The following is an 18205-nucleotide window of genomic DNA, read 5'->3' on the forward strand; positions in this document are numbered from 1 at the left end:
GTTTATGCGTACCGTTCTGAATGTGTTGAATTTTGTGCTGGGCGGTTTTGCCACCACCCTTTCCTGGCTTTTTGCCACGCTGGTGAGCATCGTCCTGATTTTTACGCTCCCCCTGACCCGCTCCTGCTGGGAAATCACAAAACTCTCCTTCGTCCCCTACGGGAATGAAGCCATCCACGTTGACGAGCTGAATCCGGAGAACAAAAACGCCCTGATGAATACGGGCGGAACCCTGCTGAACATTCTGTGGCTGATTTTCTTCGGCTGGTGGCTCTGCATCATGCATATTTTTGCCGGTATTGCGCAGTGCATCACGATTATTGGTATTCCGGTGGGGATCGCGAACTTTAAGATCGCCGCGATCGCCCTTTGGCCCGTCGGGCGCAGGGTTGTTCCGGTCGAAGTGGCCCAGGCGGCGCGTGAAGCCAATGCGCGTCGTCGTTTTCAGTAACTAAGGACTGGCCGCGTTTATGCTAAGCCCACTGCTTCGCCGTTATACCTGGAACAGCACCTGGCTTTATAACGTCAGGATATTTATCGCGCTTTGCGGCACGGTTGCCCTGCCCTGGTGGCTGAATGATGTCAAGCTCACCATCCCACTCACGCTGGGCGTCGTGGCCGGGGCGCTGGCGGACCTGGACGATCGTCTGGCCGGGCGTTTACGTAACCTGGTCATCACGCTCGTCTGCTTTTTTATTGCCTCAGCGTCCGTTGAGTTACTTTTCCCCTGGCCCTGGCTGTTTGCCCTGGGTCTGACGCTCTCAACCAGCGGGTTTATTTTGCTGGGCGGCCTTGGGCAGCGCTATGCCACCATCGCTTTTGGTGCATTGCTGATCGCCATCTACACCATGCTGGGCGCATCCCTCTACGACCAGTGGTACCAGCAGCCGGTTCTGCTGTTGCTCGGTGCCATCTGGTATAACCTGCTGACCTTAACCGGTCATCTGCTCTTCCCGGTTCGCCCTCTGCAGGACAACCTTGCCCGCAGCTTTGAGCAGCTAGCCCACTATCTGGAACTGAAATCCCGGCTTTTCGACCCGGATATCGAGGAAGAAAGCCAGGCGCCGCTCTACGATCTGGCGCTGGCTAATGGCCAGCTGGTTGCCACCCTCAACCAGACAAAAGCCTCTCTGCTGACCCGTCTGCGCGGCGATCGCGGTCAGCGCGGAACGCGAAGAACCTTACACTACTATTTTGCCGCTCAGGACATTCATGAACGTGCCAGCTCCTCGCACGTCCAATATGCCGCCCTGCGCGAGAAGTTCCGCTATAGCGACGTGATGTTCCGCTTCCAGCGTCTTCTGTCCATGCAGTCCCAGGCGTGCCAGCAGCTCTCGCGCTCCATTCTGCTGCGCACGCCCTATCAGCATGACCCACGTTTTGAACGCGTTTTCAGCCATCTTGACGCGGCGCTCGACCGCGTTCAGGCCAGCGGAACGTCACCGGAACACATCAAAGCGCTGGGCTTTCTGCTGAACAACCTGCGGGCGATTGACGCACAGCTGGCGACCATTGAGTCCGAGCAGGCGATGGCGCTTCCGGGCAGTGAAGTGGACAATCAGCTTGCTGATGACAGCGTGCACGGTTTTAGCGATATGTGGCTTCGCCTGAGCCGCAACTTTACCCCGGAGTCAGCTCTCTTCCGCCACGCGGTGAGAATGTCGCTGGTGCTGTGCGTGGGGTATGCCTTTATCCAGATAACCGGGCTGCATCATGGCTACTGGATCCTGCTGACCAGCCTGTTCGTCTGTCAGCCGAACTATAACGCCACCCGACACCGTCTTGCGCTGCGCATTATCGGCACGCTGGTCGGCGTCGCAATCGGCCTACCGGTGCTCTATTTCGTGCCTTCCGTCGAGGGGCAACTGATTCTGATCGTGATCACCGGCGTGCTGTTTTTCGCGTTTCGCAACGTGCAGTACGCCCATGCCACCATGTTCATCACGCTGCTGGTGCTGCTCTGCTTTAATCTGCTGGGTGAAGGGTTTGAAGTCGCCCTGCCCCGCGTGATTGATACGCTGATTGGCTGCGCGATCGCCTGGGCCGCGGTCAGCTTTATCTGGCCGGACTGGCGTTTTCGCAATTTGCCGCGCGTGGTAGACAGGGCGATGAATGCCAACTGTCGTTACCTTGACGCTATTCTGGAGCAGTATCACCAAGGCCGCGATAACCGTCTGGCTTACCGGATAGCACGTCGAGACGCGCATAACAGTGATGCTGAACTGGCCTCCGTTGTCTCTAACATGTCAACGGAGCCGCGCGCCACGGCAGAGATTCGTGAGACCGCGTTTCGCCTGCTTTGCCTTAACCATACGTTCACCAGCTATATTTCGACGCTGGGGGCCCACCGTGAGAAGCTCACCAACCCGGGAATTCTCAACCTCCTTGATGACGCCGTCTGCTATGTCGATGATGCACTGCATCACCGCCCAGCCGATGAACCGCGTGTGCAACAGGCTCTGGATGAACTGGCTCAACGCATTGCGCACCTTGACCCGGGAAACGACAGCAAAGCGCCGCTGGTTCTTCAGCAGATAGGCCTGCTTATCGCTCTGCTGCCTGAAATTTGTCGGCTGCAACAGCACATCGCTACCTGGAGGAACGACTCTCCTGTGGCTCAGGCAGCGCGTTAAACCACTCCGTCAGCTCCCGGCGGATGCCTGCCGGGAGTGCCGCCTCATGCAGCCCTTCGATAGCCCCTTCCAGCGCAAAGAGAACTTTAATACTGAGCGCTTTATTCTTTGCCCGCATCTTCAGCCAGCTCGCTCTGGCGCCCAGCGCCCGCAGCGTTTCTTCATTGGTGATACCGGCTTCAAAGAGCAAGACTTCAAGCTGAAAGGTCAGGTTCGGCAGATCCTTAAGACGGTTTCGTTGATGACGCCGGTAGCGCTCTTTCCTTGCCGCACTGAGCGCAAACGAGGAGAGCTGAAGCAACCGCTCCCTGTCCTGCCATAATCCGTCATCCACACGATAATAGTTGAGCAGCACCGGGCGGCCTCGCTTCATCAACGTCAAAAAGGAGGAGGCGTTTTTTACACAGTATTTTGCACTCTCCTCACACGCACGAAGATAAAGTTCGCCATCGGACACCATTGCAAAGACCGCATCATCCACCGCCAGGGTGTAGCCGCCAAACAGCGCGCGATGATGAATCTCGCCCAACGGGGACAGGTATTCCTGGGATTTATAAATCCGTTCATAAGATATCTTTTTCATGATATTTCCCTTCAGAATCATAGACTAACAACAAAATTTCTTACTAGCGGATCCGTTAGCAGGAAAATAGGCAACTTATCGTCGTTGAGCAAGATGATTTTTCGAGGGGCATCAAGATTGAATGAATTTTGCGAGTCGCTTTCCGAAAATGAGGTTGATCTTTGGGCATACAGGGGTTACTGTATATCCATACAGTAACTACAGGGCTGGAATGAATATGCACACTTCAGGCTATGCAAATCGCGCAATCTCTCTCTCTTCTGCCGCAGGCAATGTCGCGCAGAATTCCGTCGAGCGTGTTTCCACAGGGCTTATCAGTGAAGTGGTTTATCGTGAAGACCAGCCCTTGTTAACGCAACTTCTGTTACTGCCGTTATTACAACAGCTCGGTCAGCAATCGCGCTGGCAGCTTTGGCTCACGCCACAGCAAAAGCTGAGCCGCGAGTGGGTTCAGTCCGCTGGCCTTCCGCTGACCAAGGTCATGCAGATTAATCAGCTCTCGCCTTGCGATACCGTTGAGTCGATGATCCGCGCGTTACGCACAGGGAATTACAGCGTGGTGATTGGCTGGTTACCGGAAGAGTTGACGGAAGAGGAACATTTCCGCCTGACTGAAGCTGCTGAAGAAGGGAATGCGATCGGGTTCATTATGCGTCCGGTTCGATCGGATTCTTACCGCAGAGGACAACTTTCTGGGCTAAAAATTCACTCAAATTTGTATCATTGAGTGAAATTAAGATTTTTCCTGGAATTTTTTTTGACCGCAAGATGAGGTTTTAGTTCCCGACCTCAAAATTGCGGCAAGGCTTGTCTGGTGCGGTTCTCCTTCATTTTATTGCACAAAATTCGTTCGAAAAATGTTAAATAATCGGTATACGGAACTTTTTTTTTCATATGCCTGACGGACTTCACACTTGTAAGTTTTCAGCTACGTTGTAGACTTTACATCGCCAGGGGTGCTCGGCCTAAGCCGAAGATATCGGTAGATTTATATTTGACCACGCCCCCCGGTGAAGGATTTAACCGTGATTCTCTCTTGAGACTTTCATGGCGAATTTTGGATGATAACGAGGCGCAAAAAATGAAAAAGACAGCTATCGCGATTGCAGTGGCACTGGCTGGCTTCGCTACCGTAGCGCAGGCCGCTCCGAAAGATAATACCTGGTATGCAGGTGGTAAACTGGGCTGGTCTCAGTTCCACGACACTGGCTGGTACAACAGCAGCCTGAACAATGATGGCCCAACTCACGAGAGCCAGCTTGGTGCAGGTGCGTTCGGTGGCTATCAGGTTAACCCGTATGTTGGTTTTGAAATGGGTTACGACTGGTTAGGTCGTATGCCATACAAAGGCGACACCGTAAACGGCGCTTTCAAAGCACAGGGCGTTCAGCTGACCGCTAAACTGGGTTACCCAGTAACTGACGATCTGGACGTGTACACCCGTCTGGGCGGCATGGTATGGCGCGCTGACTCCAGCAACAGCATCGCTGGCGACGACCATGACACCGGTGTTTCCCCAGTATTCGCTGGTGGCGTTGAGTGGGCTATGACCCGTGACATCGCTACCCGTCTGGAATACCAGTGGGTTAACAACATCGGCGACGGCAACACCGTTGGTGTTCGTCCAGACAACGGCATGCTGAGCGTAGGTGTTTCCTACCGTTTCGGCCAGCAGGAAGAAGCAGCACCAGTTGTTGCTCCAGCGCCGGCTCCAGCTCCAGAAGTACAGACCAAGCACTTCACTCTGAAGTCTGACGTTCTGTTCAACTTCAACAAAGCGACTCTGAAACCAGAAGGCCAGCAGGCACTGGATCAGCTGTACACCCAGCTGAGCAACCTGGATCCTAAAGACGGTTCTGTAGTGGTTCTGGGCTTCACCGACCGTATCGGTTCTGACGCTTACAACCAGAAACTGTCTGAGAAACGTGCTCAGTCTGTTGTTGATTACCTGATCTCTAAAGGTATCCCAGCTAACAAGATCTCCCCACGTGGTATGGGCGAATCTAACCCAGTTACTGGCAACACCTGTGACAACGTGAAAGCTCGCGCTGCACTGATCGACTGCCTGGCTCCAGATCGTCGCGTAGAGATCGAAGTTAAAGGCATCAAAGACGTTGTAACTCAGCCAGCGGCATAAGTTATCGTCTTATAAAAAAACCCCGCAATGCGGGGTTTTTTATTGTCTGAAGAAAAGTAAAAAAATCTACTTTTTACCCAACAGCGCCTGAAGGTCGTTCTTCAGTGTCGACATCTGGTTGGCGTATTTCTCTTTATGTTCTGCATCCTCAATCAGCTGCACGATGGTTTCCGACAGCGTTTTGCCCCGTCGTTGCGCCAGCCCGGCCAGGCGCTGCCAGACAACAAATTCCAGGTCGATTGATTTTTTGCGTGTGTGCTGATGCTCAGCATTAAAATGCCGTTTGCGTCGCGCACGGATAGTTTGCTTCATCCGGTTTAACAAGGCTGGATTGATGTGTTTCTCAATCCAGCCGTTAACCTGTACCGGTTCATTTTCGAGGGTCAGCAAAATATCCACGGCTTCTTGTGCAGCGCTGGCTTCGATGTAGCAGGTGATCAGCTCCCCTTCACGGTGCTTTTTGACCAGGTACTTCCATTTCCAGCCGCTTTCGAGATTTTCCAGTTGTTGATATTTCATTGCGATCTCAGTGTTACCACGTAACTCTGTTCAGAATATCAGTTTTTTAGCAATCTGCTGAAAAGAAATCATATCCTGTGAGTGAATGCAGCCAATCACCCTGTCGAAATCCCCAATCCTGCTTGGGTACAGCCCCCCGCTTACGGTATACTCCACGCTTTTACATCTGACTAAAAAACATCAACTTTGACCATTACGAAACTTGCATGGCGTGACCTTGTTCCGGATACCGAAAGTTATCAGGAACTGTTTGCACAGCCAGATCTCGCAAAAGAACACGAATTCATCCTTAGCGATACGCAGCCCCGTTTGCATTACGCGCTGGAGCAGGCATTAAGCCCATGGGCAACTGCGCCTTTCATGCTGCTCAAAGCCCCGGAAGAAGCGGAATACCTGACGTTGTTCGGGGATGCCGTGCGTCAGTTAAAGCCGGAAGCGAATGCCGTTTTTGGCGGCCAGTATCGTATTACGGGACATGATGTCACTTTCGAACCGGCGGCACAGGCCGACGGCCGTTTTGCCGCTAAGGGCGAGGTGATTACCGCGAACTGGGTCGAGGCAGAACAACTCTTTGGTTGTCTGCGCCAGTTTAACGGCGAGCTTTCGCTGCAGCCGGGACTGGTACATCGCGCAAATGGCGGTGTCCTGATCATCTCGCTGCGTACCCTGCTCTCGCAGCCGCTGCTGTGGATGCGTCTGAAAACCATCGTGCACCAGCAGCGTTTCGACTGGGTCGGCTACGATGAGTCCCGTCCTCTGCCCGTCTCTGTTCCGTCTATGCCGCTGTTGTTAACCGTCGTGCTGACGGGCGATCGTGAATCGCTGGCGGATTTCCAGGAAATGGAGCCGGAACTGGCTGAGCAGGCGGTATATAGCGAATACGAAGACAATATCCAGATTGCCGATGCCGACGATATGGCGCAGTGGTGTCAGTGGGTGATGGCCGTTGCCGAACGTTTTGCGCTGCCAACGCCTGCCGCTGACGCGTGGTCAGGCCTGATACGCGAAGCGGTGCGTTATACCGGTGACCAGGAAACGCTGCCACTCTGCCCGCTCTGGATCGGCAAGCAGCTGCGTGAAGTGGGTGTGATTAGCGGTAACGGTGCGTTCACCGGAGAACAATTCACCCAGATGCTGGCTCAGCGACAGTGGCGAGAAGGCTATCTTGCTGACCGTATGCAGGATGAAATTCTGCTGGAACAAATTCTGGTGGAAACCGAAGGCGAACGCGTCGGTCAGATTAACGCCCTGTCGGTGATTGAATTTCCTGGCCATCCGCGCGCGTTCGGGGAGCCATCCCGTATCAGCTGCGTTGTGCATATTGGCGATGGCGAATTTACCGATATCGAACGCAAAGCCGAGCTGGGCGGAAACATTCACGCCAAAGGCATGATGATCATGCAGGCGTTTTTGATGTCTGAACTGCAGCTTGAGCAACAGATCCCCTTCTCCGCCTCGCTGACGTTTGAGCAGTCCTACAGCGAAGTGGATGGCGATAGCGCCTCTATGGCTGAACTGTGCGTCTTAATCAGCGCCCTGGCGGAAGTGCCTATCAATCAGAATATTGCGATCACCGGTTCGGTGGATCAATTTGGTCGTGCGCAGCCTGTGGGTGGCCTCAACGAGAAAATTGAAGGCTTCTTCTCTATCTGTCAGCAGCGCGGTTTAAACGGCAAGCAGGGTGTGATTATTCCGGCTCCCAACGCACGCCATTTAAGCCTCAGTCAGGAGATCCTGGATGCGGTTGAACAAGAGCAGTTCGCTATCTGGGCCATCGAAGGGATTGAGGATGCACTACCCTTACTGACAAACCTGGTATGGGATGGCGAAGGGCAAACCACCCTGATGCAGACTATCCAGGAGCGCATTGCTCAGGCGACACAGCAGGATGCTCGTCACCGTTATCCATGGCCGTTACGCTGGCTGGGCTGGTTTAGTTCGAACTGATCGGACTTGTTCAGCGTACACGTGTTAGCTATCCTGCGTCCTTCACTAAAATAAGGCTTACTGAGAACATGGTAGATAAACGCGAATCCTATACAAAAGAAGATCTTCTTGCCTCTGGTCGCGGTGAACTGTTTGGCGCGAAAGGCCCACAGTTACCGGCCCCGAACATGCTGATGATGGACCGTGTCGTGAAAATGACCGAAACCGGCGGCAACTTCGATAAGGGTTACGTAGAAGCAGAACTCGATATCAACCCGGACCTGTGGTTCTTCGGTTGCCACTTTATCGGCGATCCGGTAATGCCTGGCTGTCTGGGTCTGGATGCGATGTGGCAGCTGGTTGGCTTCTATCTGGGCTGGCTGGGTGGTGAAGGTAAAGGCCGCGCGCTGGGCGTAGGCGAAGTAAAATTCACCGGCCAGGTTCTGCCTACAGCGAAGAAAGTGACCTATCGTATTCACTTCAAGCGCATCGTAAACCGCCGCCTGATTATGGGCCTGGCAGATGGCGAAGTGCTGGTCGACGGTCGTCTGATCTATAGCGCAAGCGACCTGAAGGTTGGCCTGTTCCAGGACACGTCCGCGTTCTGATCGTGCTTTTTGCACCCCCGGAAAGGCGAAACCTCCGCATTGCGGAGGTTTCTTTTTTAAAAGAGACGTTATCAGGCTATGAGTGCCCTGTCGCCGATGGCTTCTCGCCAGCCTCCAAGCCATTGTGACCTTTGATTTATCGTCTGATAAGGACACATTTCTTTAGAACGTCCAGCGATGCCGGCCTGATAACCACGTTGATGAGCCCGTTCCAGGCGATCTCGTTTCTGTCTCTTCATGCCTCGTTTCCCTCATTCTTTTGTCTGGTGGAAAGAAAACAGTGTCTGCACTATCTGCACAGGCACAGATAACGAATACCCCGAATTAGTCGCATCGTCAATGTTCAAAATTCATACGGGTGTCATATTTGTGAGCTACATGGAAGATCATTTGTACAAAAATTGTGACGTGGCACAAGTAACGGCCTGAAGTGAAAACGAAAAAAAACCGCAATCAGCAACAGACCGATTGCGGTTTTTGATGATGAATTTTACTTATGGCAGCCGGGAAATCTCTCTCGCGATACTGGCCGACTCCTGCGCCCAACCCTGAGCCAGGACTTTCACCATTTCGTCATAGCCATCCTTCTGCTGCTTCAGCTCCAGATGGAAAGGACGCTTAATCAGCTGCCCCTGATGATTCAGCAACCACTCCCCGCTGATTACCACTGCACCGTCATAGCGGCCGTGGAAGCCCGTTACGGTGACGTTCAGCGTATCCTGATCGTTACCCAGCGGCTGCGACGCGACAACCCAGCCCGGAAGCTGGCTACCCAGATTGGCCACCAGCGTGTTGCGCAGTTGCTGATCCAGCGGGCTGGCCCACAGGTTGTTGGTCGCAATCACATATTTAACGTCGCTGGTCTGATAGACCACGCCGTTTCCTGCCAGATAATCCGGCACGGCAACCTGCTCAACCCACAGCTGGCGGTTTCCCTGACTCGCCGTGCTTTGCCCGCCGCTGTGGGTCGCCACAGGCAGCTGATAGTAGCTTTTATTCTCTACCCCTGAACTGCACGCCGTTAACAGCAGAGCGCCAACCATCAATAGCCACTTTTTCATTCTTTTGCCCTCTTCGGCTCAGGATCCTTTTTATCTTTCGCTTCGAACACCAGCGCGTTGCTCTTCTCGTTGAGCGTTTTCAGAACAGGCTGCAGTTCACGCAGGACCTGATCAAGACGCTGCATATCTGCCACCATCTTGTTATAGGCTGCTGAGCCCGGCTGGAAGCCCTGCATACTGCGGTTCAGCTCACGCAGCGTTTTCTGCATGTCCTGCGGCAGCTGCTGCATGCTCTGGCTCGCCGTGATCTTGTTGATGTTATCCAGCGTGGTTTGCAGGCGCTGCATTGTCTCCTGACTCTGATGTAACGACCCGGTCGCCGCTTCAATCATCGGATTCAGTGGCAGATTGTTGATCTTATCCAGCGTCTCCATCAGACGCTGCTGGATCTGCGCCAGGCCGCTGCTCACCGTTGGGATGATCTTATAGCCACCGAATTCACGGATACCGGTAATCGGCGGTGCTTTCGGGTAGAAGTCCATATCCACATACAGCGCACCGGTGACCAGGTTGCCGGTTTTCAGCGACCCACGCAAACCGCGTTCCATCAGCTGAGAGATATGGGCTGCAATATCCTGATTTTCGCCAATCTGGTTTAGCAGACGCTCCGGCTCAATGCGGATCAGCACCGGAATGCGATAGTCATCATCCAGCATCTGGCTCAGACCCGGGACGAAGAACGGCACTTGCCCAACCGTACCGAGGCGAATACCGCGGAACTCAACAGGCGCCCCCGGCTGCAGGCCGCGAACGGAGTCTTTAAAGAACATCAGGAAGTCAACGTGATCGGTATAGAGCGCATCCTGAATGCTTTTTTGATCGTCAAAGAGACGGAAAGCGGTGTTCTCTGCAACCGGCTGGCCCAAATCCAGGCCTTCTGGCACATCAAAACTCACGCCGCCGCCAAACAGCGTGGTCAGCGAACCCATTTCAACGCGCATACCTGCCGAAGTCAGATCCACCGCGATCCCGCTGTCTTTCCAGAAACGGACATTGCTGGTGACCAGGCGATCGTTTGGCGCATTGATGAAGAGCTGATAGCTGATCGCGCGTTTCTGCGGATCAAATGTGCTTTTCTCAACCGACCCGACCCGGTAGCCGCGGAACAGAACCGGGTCGCCCGCCGTGAGCTGACCTGCTTTTTTACTGTCGAGGATCACGCGGATACCCTTGGCATCAGGCGGCGCAAGCGGCGGCGAGTCCAGGAGCTGGTATTTGGCTGGCTGGTTACCCTTAGCGCCGGGCTGCAGCTCAATGTAGGCGCCCGAAAGCAGCGTCCCTAAGCCGCTGATCCCTTCACGCCCTACCTGCGGCTTAACGACCCAGAAAACGGAATCGCCGTGCAGTAGTTTTTCCATGCCGGCATTAAGGCGCGCCTTAATCTCCACATGGGTTAAATCGTCCGTCAGGGTTGCGCTTTCGACCACGCCCACATCCACGCTACGGCTTTTGATGGTCGTTTTACCGCCCTCAATCCCCTCGGCATTGGTGGTTATCAGCGTCACTTCCGGTCCCTGATGACTGTAATGATAAAACAGGATCCAGGCACCGATCAGCGCAGTCACGATGGGAAAAATCCACACCGGAGACCAGTTTTTGACCTTCTGCACTTTCGCCTCTCCACTCTTATTTTCCATGCTCTTACTCTTCCTCATGGCTTGATTCAGGCTCACGATCCCACGATAAACGAGGGTCGAAGGTCATGGCCGCAAACATGGTCATGATCACGACCAGTGCAAACATTAAAGCCCCCATCGCAGGATAAATACTCATCAAACCGCCCATCCGCACCAGCGCAGAGAGAACGGCGATGACAAACACGTCAATCATTGACCAGCGTCCGACAAACTCGACCACTTCATAAATCAGGTGCATGCGTTCGCTATCGCGTTTCCCATGACCTTTCGCATCCCAACAGAGCCAGGCGATGGCGATCATTTTTAAGGTGGGCACCATAATACTGGCGATAAAGATGACGCCAGCGACCGGATAGGAACCTTCGCCCCAGAGCAGTATCACCCCGGCGAGGATCGTCGAGGGCATTTTGTCACCGAGCAAATCGGTGATCATGATTGGCAGAATATTGGCTGGCAGATACAGCATGACGGACGTGACCAGCAGCGCCATCGTCCACTGCAGGCTATTTTTACGGCGTACGTGCCCCTTTGTTTCGCAGCGCGGACAGACGTCGAGATCGGCGGGCAGCACGGCGGTACAGCACGGGCACGAGCGAAGCCCCTGGCGAATGCCGGGCACCCCGACCTTCACCGTCTGAGCAAGCGTCGGCGCTGGCGCGATATCGTCCCACGCCCAGCGCCTGTCCACACACTGGAAGGCGCGCAGCTGCAGAACGCAGTACAGGCACCAGGGAATAAAGCTGCTGCCAATCCCCACGTCCCCGTACGCCATCAGCTTCACGAAGCTGACCAGAATCCCCGCCAGAAAGATCTCGGCCATCCCCCAGCTTTTGAGCTGAAAAAGAATACGCGCCAGTCGGATTTTCAGCGGTGCCGGCATCCTGACGCGGTTCACCAGCAAAAGGATGACGACCAGGCAAAAAGCCGGGACTATCTGGACAAACAGGAGAAAAAAGGTCCCCAGGCTGGCGTAATCTTCCGAGAACATCACACCCGGGATTTCAAGCAAATCCACCTGGCTGGTGATCCCCCCCACCTTCATATAGATGAAGGGGAAGAGATTGGAGAGCAGCAGCATAAACAAGGCTGCCAGAGCGTAAGCAGTGGGACGCTGTCGCGGCGCGTCCCACTCGGTTGTCAACGTCGCACCGCAACGTGGACACAGGGCTTTATGTCCGTGACCAAGCTCTGGCAACGCCACGAGCATATCGCATTGCGAGCATAAAATATGCCTGTCGGCATGGTGCTGGTCACACATATGTTATCCCTGTTTATGCGCCGTTTTTCAGAGACTCAAGGTACTCCCAGCGCTCAAATGCTTCTTCCAGGGCTTTTTCAGCCGCGGACAGTTCTGACAGTACTTTCTGAGTATAGTCATGCGATTGAGTAAAGAATGACGCATCAGCAACCTGTGTTTGCAGATCCTCAAGCGCGGCCTCCAGCTCTTCAAGACGCTGCGGTAGGCCCTCCAGTTCGCGCTGCAGGTTATAGCTTAGTTTAGCCGAGGTTTTCTTGACTGTTTCTGCTTTTGTTACAGCAGGTTCAGAACTTATTTTGGACTTTGACTGCTTCGTCGCCAGCGACTGTGCCTGTTGCCCTTTTGCATCGTGATAACCGCCGACATATTGACCAATTCGCCCTTCACCTTCGAAGATCCAGCACTCGGTCACGGTGTTGTCAACGAACTGACGATCGTGGCTGACCAGCATCACGGTACCCTGATAGCCGTCAATCAGCTCTTCGAGTAATTCCAGCGTTTCGACATCCAGGTCGTTCGTCGGTTCATCGAGGATCAGCAGATTGCTTGGCTTCAGGAACAGGCGCGCCAGCAGAAGGCGGTTTCGCTCACCGCCGGACAGCGCGCGCACCGGCGTCATGGCGCGTTTCGGATGGAACAGGAAGTCCTGCAGGTAGCCCAGCACGTGGCGAGGCTTGCCGTTCACCATCACTTCCTGCTTACCTTCGGCGAGGTTGTCCATCACCGTACGGTCCGGATCCAGCTCCGCGCGGTGCTGGTCGAAGTAGGCGACCTCCAGCTTGGTTCCGCAGTGAATACGTCCGCTGTCGGCCTGCAGCTGGCCCAACATCAGCTTCAGCAGCGTGGTTTTACCGCAGCCGTTCGGGCCAATCAGGGCGATTTTGTCGCCGCGCTGGACCTGCGCGGAGAAATCATTCACCAGCACTTTACCGTCAACCTGATAGTTGACGTTTTCCATTTCAAAGACAATCTTGCCGGAACGGGACGCCTCTTCCACCTGCATTTTGGCGCTGCCCATCACTTCACGGCGTTCGCTGCGCTCGCGACGCATCGCCTTCAGGGCACGCACGCGGCCTTCGTTACGGGTACGGCGGGCTTTGATGCCCTGGCGGATCCAGACCTCTTCCTGCGCCAGCTTGCGGTCGAACTCGGCATTCTGCAGCTCTTCCACGCGCAGGTTTTCTTCTTTCTCCAGCAGATACGTATCGTAATCGCCGGGATAGGTCACCAGCTTGCCGCGGTCGAGGTCGACAATGCGCGTCGCCATATTGCGAATAAACGAACGGTCATGCGAGATAAAGATGATGGTGCCGCTGAAGGTTTTCAGGAAACCTTCCAGCCAGTCGATCGCTTCGATATCCAGGTGGTTGGTCGGTTCGTCCAGCAGCAGCACCTTCGGCCCGCTGACCAGCGCGCGGCCCAGGGCCGCTTTACGCAGCCAGCCGCCGGAGAGCGCCGACAGCTCCATATCGGGTTCCAGGCCGAGCTGTGCCAGCACTTCATTAATGCGGTTTTCAAGCTGCCACAGACCGTGGTGATCGAGCATCTCCTGCACTTTCGCCAGTTCGTTGAGGTTTTTGTCGCTCGGATCGGTCATCACCAGATGCGAAATCTCGTGATAGCGCTTCAGGTATTCAGCCTGCTCGGAGATCCCTTCCGCCACGAAATCGTAAACGCTGCCGGTCACGTGACGCGGTGGATCCTGCTGCAGGCGGGAGACAATCAGATCCTGCTCGTAAACAATACGCCCGTCATCCAGCCCCTGTTCACGGTTAAGGATTTTCATCAGCGTGGATTTACCCGCGCCGTTACGGCCCACCAGACAGACGCGCTCGTTATCTTCGATGTGCAATTCTGCATTGTCGAGAAGCGGTGAGTCGCTGAAGGAGAGCCACGCGCCGTGCATACTAATTAAAGACATTTATTTTTCCTTTCAGACCGCGGTAATCAACCAGCAGTTATGAATTTGACGGTTACGGGCAAAGTCCTGAGACAGCGTTTTTTGGCTGATTTCTTGTGCTTTCAGTCCCAGGGCTGCTAAGCCGTCATGATCCATACGGAAGCCGCGTTTGTTGTTCGAGAACATAATGGTGCCGCCTTTGCGCAGCAGACGCTTCAGGTCGGTCATCAGGCGCAGGTGATCGCGTTGTACATCAAAGCTATCTTCCATACGCTTGGAGTTGGAGAAGGTCGGCGGATCGATAAAGATCAGATCAAACTGCTCGTCGGTATCGCGCAGCCAGCCCAGCACGTCAGCCTGCATCAGGCGATGCTGACGTCCGGTTAAGCCGTTAAGACGCAGGTTGCGCTCCGCCCATTCCAGATAGGTACGGGACATATCCACCGTGGTGGTGCTGCGCGCGCCGCCCAGACCGGCATGCACGCTGGCGCTGCCGGTATAGGAGAAGAGATTCAGGAAGTCCTTGCCTTTACTCATCTGGCCCAGCATGCGTCGAGCGATACGGTGGTCGAGGAACAGACCGGTATCCAGATAGTCGGTCAGGTTGACCCACAGGCGCGCGTTGTATTCGCCCACTTCGATAAAGTCGCCCTTCTCGCCCATCTTCTGGTACTGATTTTTGCCTTTCTGACGTTCACGCGTTTTCAGCACCAGCTTGTTTGGCGCAATACCCAGCACGGCGATGGTGGCGGCAATGACGTCCAGCATGCGCTGACGCGCTTTTTGTGCATCAATGGTTTTCGGCGGCGCATATTCCTGAATCACCACCCAGTCCGCGTAGCGGTCAACCGCCACGTTGTACTCCGGCAGGTCGGCATCGTACAGTCGATAGCATTCAATGCCCTCCTGCTTCGCCCACTTCTCAAATTTCTTCAGGTTCTTGCGCAGGCGGTTGGCGTAATCTTCCGCCACGCCGGACGGCTTGCTGTCGGCCGCCTTCTCCGCCAGATGGTAGTTTTTCTGCACGCAGTCCAGCGGGCCGTTTTTCGCTTTAAACTGGCGATCGGCGCGCAGCTGCAGGCAGCTCAGCAGTTCCGGCGAGGCGCTGAACAGAGACAGGTTCCAGCCGCCGAAGTGGTCCTTCATATTGCGGCCCAGCAGGCTGTGCAGGGCAATCAGCGCCGGTTCGCTATCGAGACGTTCGCCGTATGGCGGGTTGCTGATGACGGTACCGTACGGGCCTTTTGGCAGCGGGTTGGTCAGGTTCGCCACGTCTTTCACTTCAAAGGTGACCAGCTCGCCGATACCGGCACGGCGGGCGTTGCTGCGCGCACGCTCAATGACGCGAGGGTCGCTATCGGAGCCGTAGAAATGAGAGGTATATTCCGCCAGCCCCTTCCGCGCGCGGGTCTGCGCGTCGTCTTTGACCTCTTTCCAGAGCGCTTCATCGTGCTGCGCCCAGCCCTTGAAGCCCCACTGGCCGCGGTGCAGTCCCGGCGCGCGGTCGGTGGCCAGCATGGCCGCTTCAATCAACAGGGTACCGGAACCGCACATCGGGTCGAGCAGCGGCGTGCCCGGCTGCCAGCCGGAGCGCATCACAATCGCGGCCGCCAGGGTCTCTTTGATGGGTGCCATGCCGGTACGATCGCGGTAGCCGCGCAGGTGCAGGCCCGCGCCGCTCAGATCGAGGGAGATGCTTGCCGTGTCGCCGTTCAGCCAGACGTTAATACGCAGATCGGGGTTTTCACGATCGACGTTGGGACGTTCCTTATTTTTACGCGTGAAACAGTCCACAATGGCGTCTTTTACGCGCAGGGCACCGTACTGGCTGTTGCGGATCTCGTCGTTCACGCCGTTGAAATGCACCGCAAAGGTGGCATTCGGGGTGAAGATCTCTGTCCAGTCGATCATCTGTACGCCGGTATAGAGATCAAGGTCGCTATAGACCTTGCACTCCTTCATCGGCAGCATGATGCGCGACGCCAGGCGGCTCCACATCAGGCTCTGGTAAATAAGCCGCGTGTCGCCCTCAAAATGGACACCACCCTGAACCACCTGGCACTCTTGCGCGCCCAGGCTTTCCAGTTCAGTTTTTAACAGCTCTTCCAGCCCACGGGCCGTACTGGCAAACAGAGAATTCATATCGTCACTTTTACTCTTAGAAAATTGTCGCGCATTATAGCTAATATGGCGTGTATGTCATAAAGTTGAAGGCTTATTTTCATTCGAGGGAGTGTGCAGTGGCGACGTTATCCAGGCTTTTTATTCATCCGGTGAAATCCATGCGCGGCATCGGCGTCTCTCACGCGCTGGCCGACATGAGCGGATTTGCCTTCGATCGTATTTTTATGGTCACCGAGCCTGACGGTACGTTCATTACCGCACGCCAGTTCCCTCAGATGGTTCGCTTTACCCCTTCCCCGCTTCACGACGGTTTGCACCTTACCGCGCCGGACGGTTCCAGCGCGGTGATTCGCTTTGCTGATTTTGCGCCCGTCGATGCGCCAACGGAAGTGTGGGGTAACCATTTTACCGCGCGCATCGCCCCGGATGAGATTAACCGCTGGCTGAGCGGCTTCTTTTCCCGTGACGTGCAGCTGCGCTGGGTTGGGCCTGAACTGACGCGTCGCGTGAAGCGCCACGACGCCGTTCCTCTCTCCTTCGCCGATGGCTTCCCGTTCCTGCTGACCAACGAAGCCTCGCTGCGTGATTTACAAGGCCGCTGCAAAGCCAGCGTTCAGATGGAACAGTTCCGTCCGAATCTGGTGGTGACGGGTGCAGAGGCCTGGGACGAAGATACCTGGAAAGTGATCCGCATTGGCAGCGTCATTTTTGACGTGGTGAAGCCGTGCAGCCGCTGCATTTTCACGACGGTCAGCCCTGAGAAAGGCCAGAAGCACCCTTCCGGCGAACCGTTGAAGACGCTGCAGTCATTCCGCACCGCGCAGGATAACGGTGATGTCGATTTCGGCCAGAACCTGATCCCGCGCTCCAGCGGCGCGATCCGCGTCGGTGATGAGGTAGAAGTGCTCGCCCGTGGGCCAGCAAGGGTGTACGGCTCGGGTCAGGAAGAGGAGTTTGTCGACGTTGAGACAAACGTCGCCGCTGCGGTAGAGATTCACTGGCAGGGCAACGTGATCCGGGGTAATAACCAGCAGGTATTGCTTGAGCAGCTGGAACAAGCAGGGATCCGCATCCCCTATTCCTGTCGCGCAGGAATTTGCGGATGCTGCCGCATCAGGCTGGTGGATGGCGAAGTGAGTGCGTTGAAAAAATCGGCAATTGGAAATGACGGCACAATTCTGTGCTGTAGCTGCGTCCCGAAAACGTCCGTACAGCTGGAAGCTTAAACCGCCTGCTCGAGGCTGAAGGCATCCACGCGAAGCTGGGGCTTCAGCCTGTCGTTCATAACCTTAATGGCATCTCCAAGCTGCATTGTCCGCCCGGCAATCGTCACGCCGGGCTGGGCCAGCAAACAGAGCGCGGCATTTTCGCCGGGCTCCACCACCAGCAGGCTCACCTCTTCTGCGGTATCGCTCAGATTGACGCTGGCCGCATCACCCGTTGCCGGGGTCCAGTTCATGCCGTGCGGCAGGAAATGCCAGCTCTTTGGCATTTGCGGTTTCAGGAAACGGATAGCCACCAGCGCATTTAATACCAGCTCGGCACGCTGCTCTTTCGAGAGCACCAGATCGCGACATTTTTCCTCAAAGGAGAAATACAGCGCCGCGTCATCAACGCAAAAGCCTGACGGGGAAAAGGCGTCCGGGGTTAACATTCGGCGGGCAAAACGAGAGCGAAACAACATGCCATTGGCTAAGTCGAGCATCATTCGGTCATGCTCGTCGCAAAAATACCAGCGCCAGTTATCGTCAGGTTTAATTCGCATGTTTCTCTCCCGTCCCCGAAACGTCCTGTACTAAAAATGTCCTGATCGCCGCTT

At 55.2% G+C, this 18205-nt stretch carries 16 protein-coding genes; 7 read left to right on the top strand and 9 right to left on the bottom strand.

Going from position 1 to position 18205, the window contains the following annotated elements; genetic code table 11:
• Window positions 1–4: 4 nt before the first annotated feature.
• Both ACMGGE_RS09210 and yccS read left to right on the top strand, forming a co-directional pair.
• Complete coding sequence (locus ACMGGE_RS09210; protein WP_023343701.1) at window positions 5–451, top strand: YccF domain-containing protein; 447 nt, start codon at window positions 5–7, stop codon at window positions 449–451.
• A gap of 19 nt (window positions 452–470) precedes the next feature.
• Entirely contained in the window at window positions 471–2633 is a 2163-nt protein-coding gene (gene yccS, locus ACMGGE_RS09215) for a YccS family putative transporter (RefSeq protein WP_420293682.1), read from the top strand.
• Here yccS and ACMGGE_RS09220 read toward each other — a convergent pair.
• Window positions 2590–3216, bottom strand: a complete 627-nt coding sequence (locus ACMGGE_RS09220; protein WP_420293683.1) for a TfoX/Sxy family DNA transformation protein — start codon at window positions 3214–3216, stop codon at window positions 2590–2592. The two genes, yccS and ACMGGE_RS09220, sit on opposite strands and share 44 nt — an antisense overlap.
• A gap of 217 nt (window positions 3217–3433) precedes the next feature.
• On the opposite strand from ACMGGE_RS09220, the gene sulA reads away from it, so the two are divergent.
• Complete coding sequence (sulA, locus tag ACMGGE_RS09225) at window positions 3434–3943, top strand: SOS-induced cell division inhibitor SulA (RefSeq protein ID WP_032637628.1); 510 nt, start codon at window positions 3434–3436, stop codon at window positions 3941–3943.
• A gap of 354 nt (window positions 3944–4297) precedes the next feature.
• A complete protein-coding gene (ompA, locus tag ACMGGE_RS09230) occupies window positions 4298–5353 on the top strand; it encodes a porin OmpA (protein WP_008499928.1) in 1056 nt (351 codons plus the stop codon).
• 66 nt (window positions 5354–5419) lie between these two features.
• Here the strand turns inward: ompA and matP are convergent, their stop codons facing one another.
• On the bottom strand, window positions 5420–5872 hold the full coding sequence (gene matP, locus ACMGGE_RS09235) for a macrodomain Ter protein MatP (RefSeq protein WP_008499929.1): 453 nt from the start codon (window positions 5870–5872) through the stop codon (window positions 5420–5422).
• A gap of 186 nt (window positions 5873–6058) precedes the next feature.
• On the opposite strand from matP, the gene ACMGGE_RS09240 reads away from it, so the two are divergent.
• Both ACMGGE_RS09240 and fabA read left to right on the top strand, forming a co-directional pair.
• Entirely contained in the window at window positions 6059–7819 is a 1761-nt protein-coding gene (locus tag ACMGGE_RS09240) for an AAA family ATPase (RefSeq protein WP_420293684.1), read from the top strand.
• A gap of 68 nt (window positions 7820–7887) precedes the next feature.
• Entirely contained in the window at window positions 7888–8406 is a 519-nt protein-coding gene (fabA, locus tag ACMGGE_RS09245; protein WP_008499931.1) for a 3-hydroxyacyl-[acyl-carrier-protein] dehydratase FabA, read from the top strand.
• Window positions 8407–8477: 71 nt separating this feature from the next.
• Here the strand turns inward: fabA and rmf are convergent, their stop codons facing one another.
• The 6 genes from rmf to rlmKL form a co-directional block, all read right to left on the bottom strand.
• Window positions 8478–8645, bottom strand: a complete 168-nt coding sequence (gene rmf / locus ACMGGE_RS09250; RefSeq protein ID WP_013097261.1) for a ribosome modulation factor — start codon at window positions 8643–8645, stop codon at window positions 8478–8480.
• A 255-nt stretch (window positions 8646–8900) separates the two neighbouring features.
• Window positions 8901–9467 carry a membrane integrity-associated transporter subunit PqiC gene (gene pqiC / locus ACMGGE_RS09255; RefSeq protein WP_045908366.1) on the bottom strand — a complete coding sequence of 189 codons (567 nt, stop codon included), beginning with the start codon at window positions 9465–9467 and terminating at the stop codon, window positions 8901–8903.
• A complete protein-coding gene (gene pqiB / locus ACMGGE_RS09260) occupies window positions 9464–11104 on the bottom strand; it encodes an intermembrane transport protein PqiB (protein ID WP_024907768.1) in 1641 nt (546 codons plus the stop codon). Before pqiB ends, pqiC begins: the two co-directional genes overlap by 4 nt.
• Before the next feature lie 4 nt (window positions 11105–11108).
• Complete coding sequence (gene pqiA, locus ACMGGE_RS09265; RefSeq protein WP_008499934.1) at window positions 11109–12362, bottom strand: membrane integrity-associated transporter subunit PqiA; 1254 nt, start codon at window positions 12360–12362, stop codon at window positions 11109–11111.
• A 13-nt stretch (window positions 12363–12375) separates the two neighbouring features.
• On the bottom strand, window positions 12376–14283 hold the full coding sequence (locus ACMGGE_RS09270; RefSeq protein WP_032639317.1) for an ABC transporter ATP-binding protein: 1908 nt from the start codon (window positions 14281–14283) through the stop codon (window positions 12376–12378).
• Window positions 14284–14295: 12 nt separating this feature from the next.
• Window positions 14296–16404 (bottom strand): bifunctional 23S rRNA (guanine(2069)-N(7))-methyltransferase RlmK/23S rRNA (guanine(2445)-N(2))-methyltransferase RlmL, encoded by a 2109-nt coding sequence (gene rlmKL, locus ACMGGE_RS09275; protein ID WP_021240859.1) that lies wholly within the window; start codon window positions 16402–16404, stop codon window positions 14296–14298.
• 98 nt (window positions 16405–16502) lie between these two features.
• Between rlmKL and ACMGGE_RS09280 the strand changes: the two genes are divergently transcribed.
• Complete coding sequence (locus ACMGGE_RS09280; RefSeq protein ID WP_045908369.1) at window positions 16503–17612, top strand: YcbX family protein; 1110 nt, start codon at window positions 16503–16505, stop codon at window positions 17610–17612.
• Here ACMGGE_RS09280 and zapC read toward each other — a convergent pair.
• Entirely contained in the window at window positions 17609–18151 is a 543-nt protein-coding gene (gene zapC, locus ACMGGE_RS09285) for a cell division protein ZapC (protein ID WP_032651189.1), read from the bottom strand. The genes ACMGGE_RS09280 and zapC overlap by 4 nt on opposite strands.
• Between the last annotated feature and the right edge of the window lie 54 nt (window positions 18152–18205).

It is taken from the genome of Enterobacter sp. BNK-22 (genome assembly GCF_048684805.1).
In the GTDB taxonomy this organism is placed as follows: Bacteria; Pseudomonadota; Gammaproteobacteria; order Enterobacterales; family Enterobacteriaceae; genus Enterobacter; species Enterobacter quasiroggenkampii.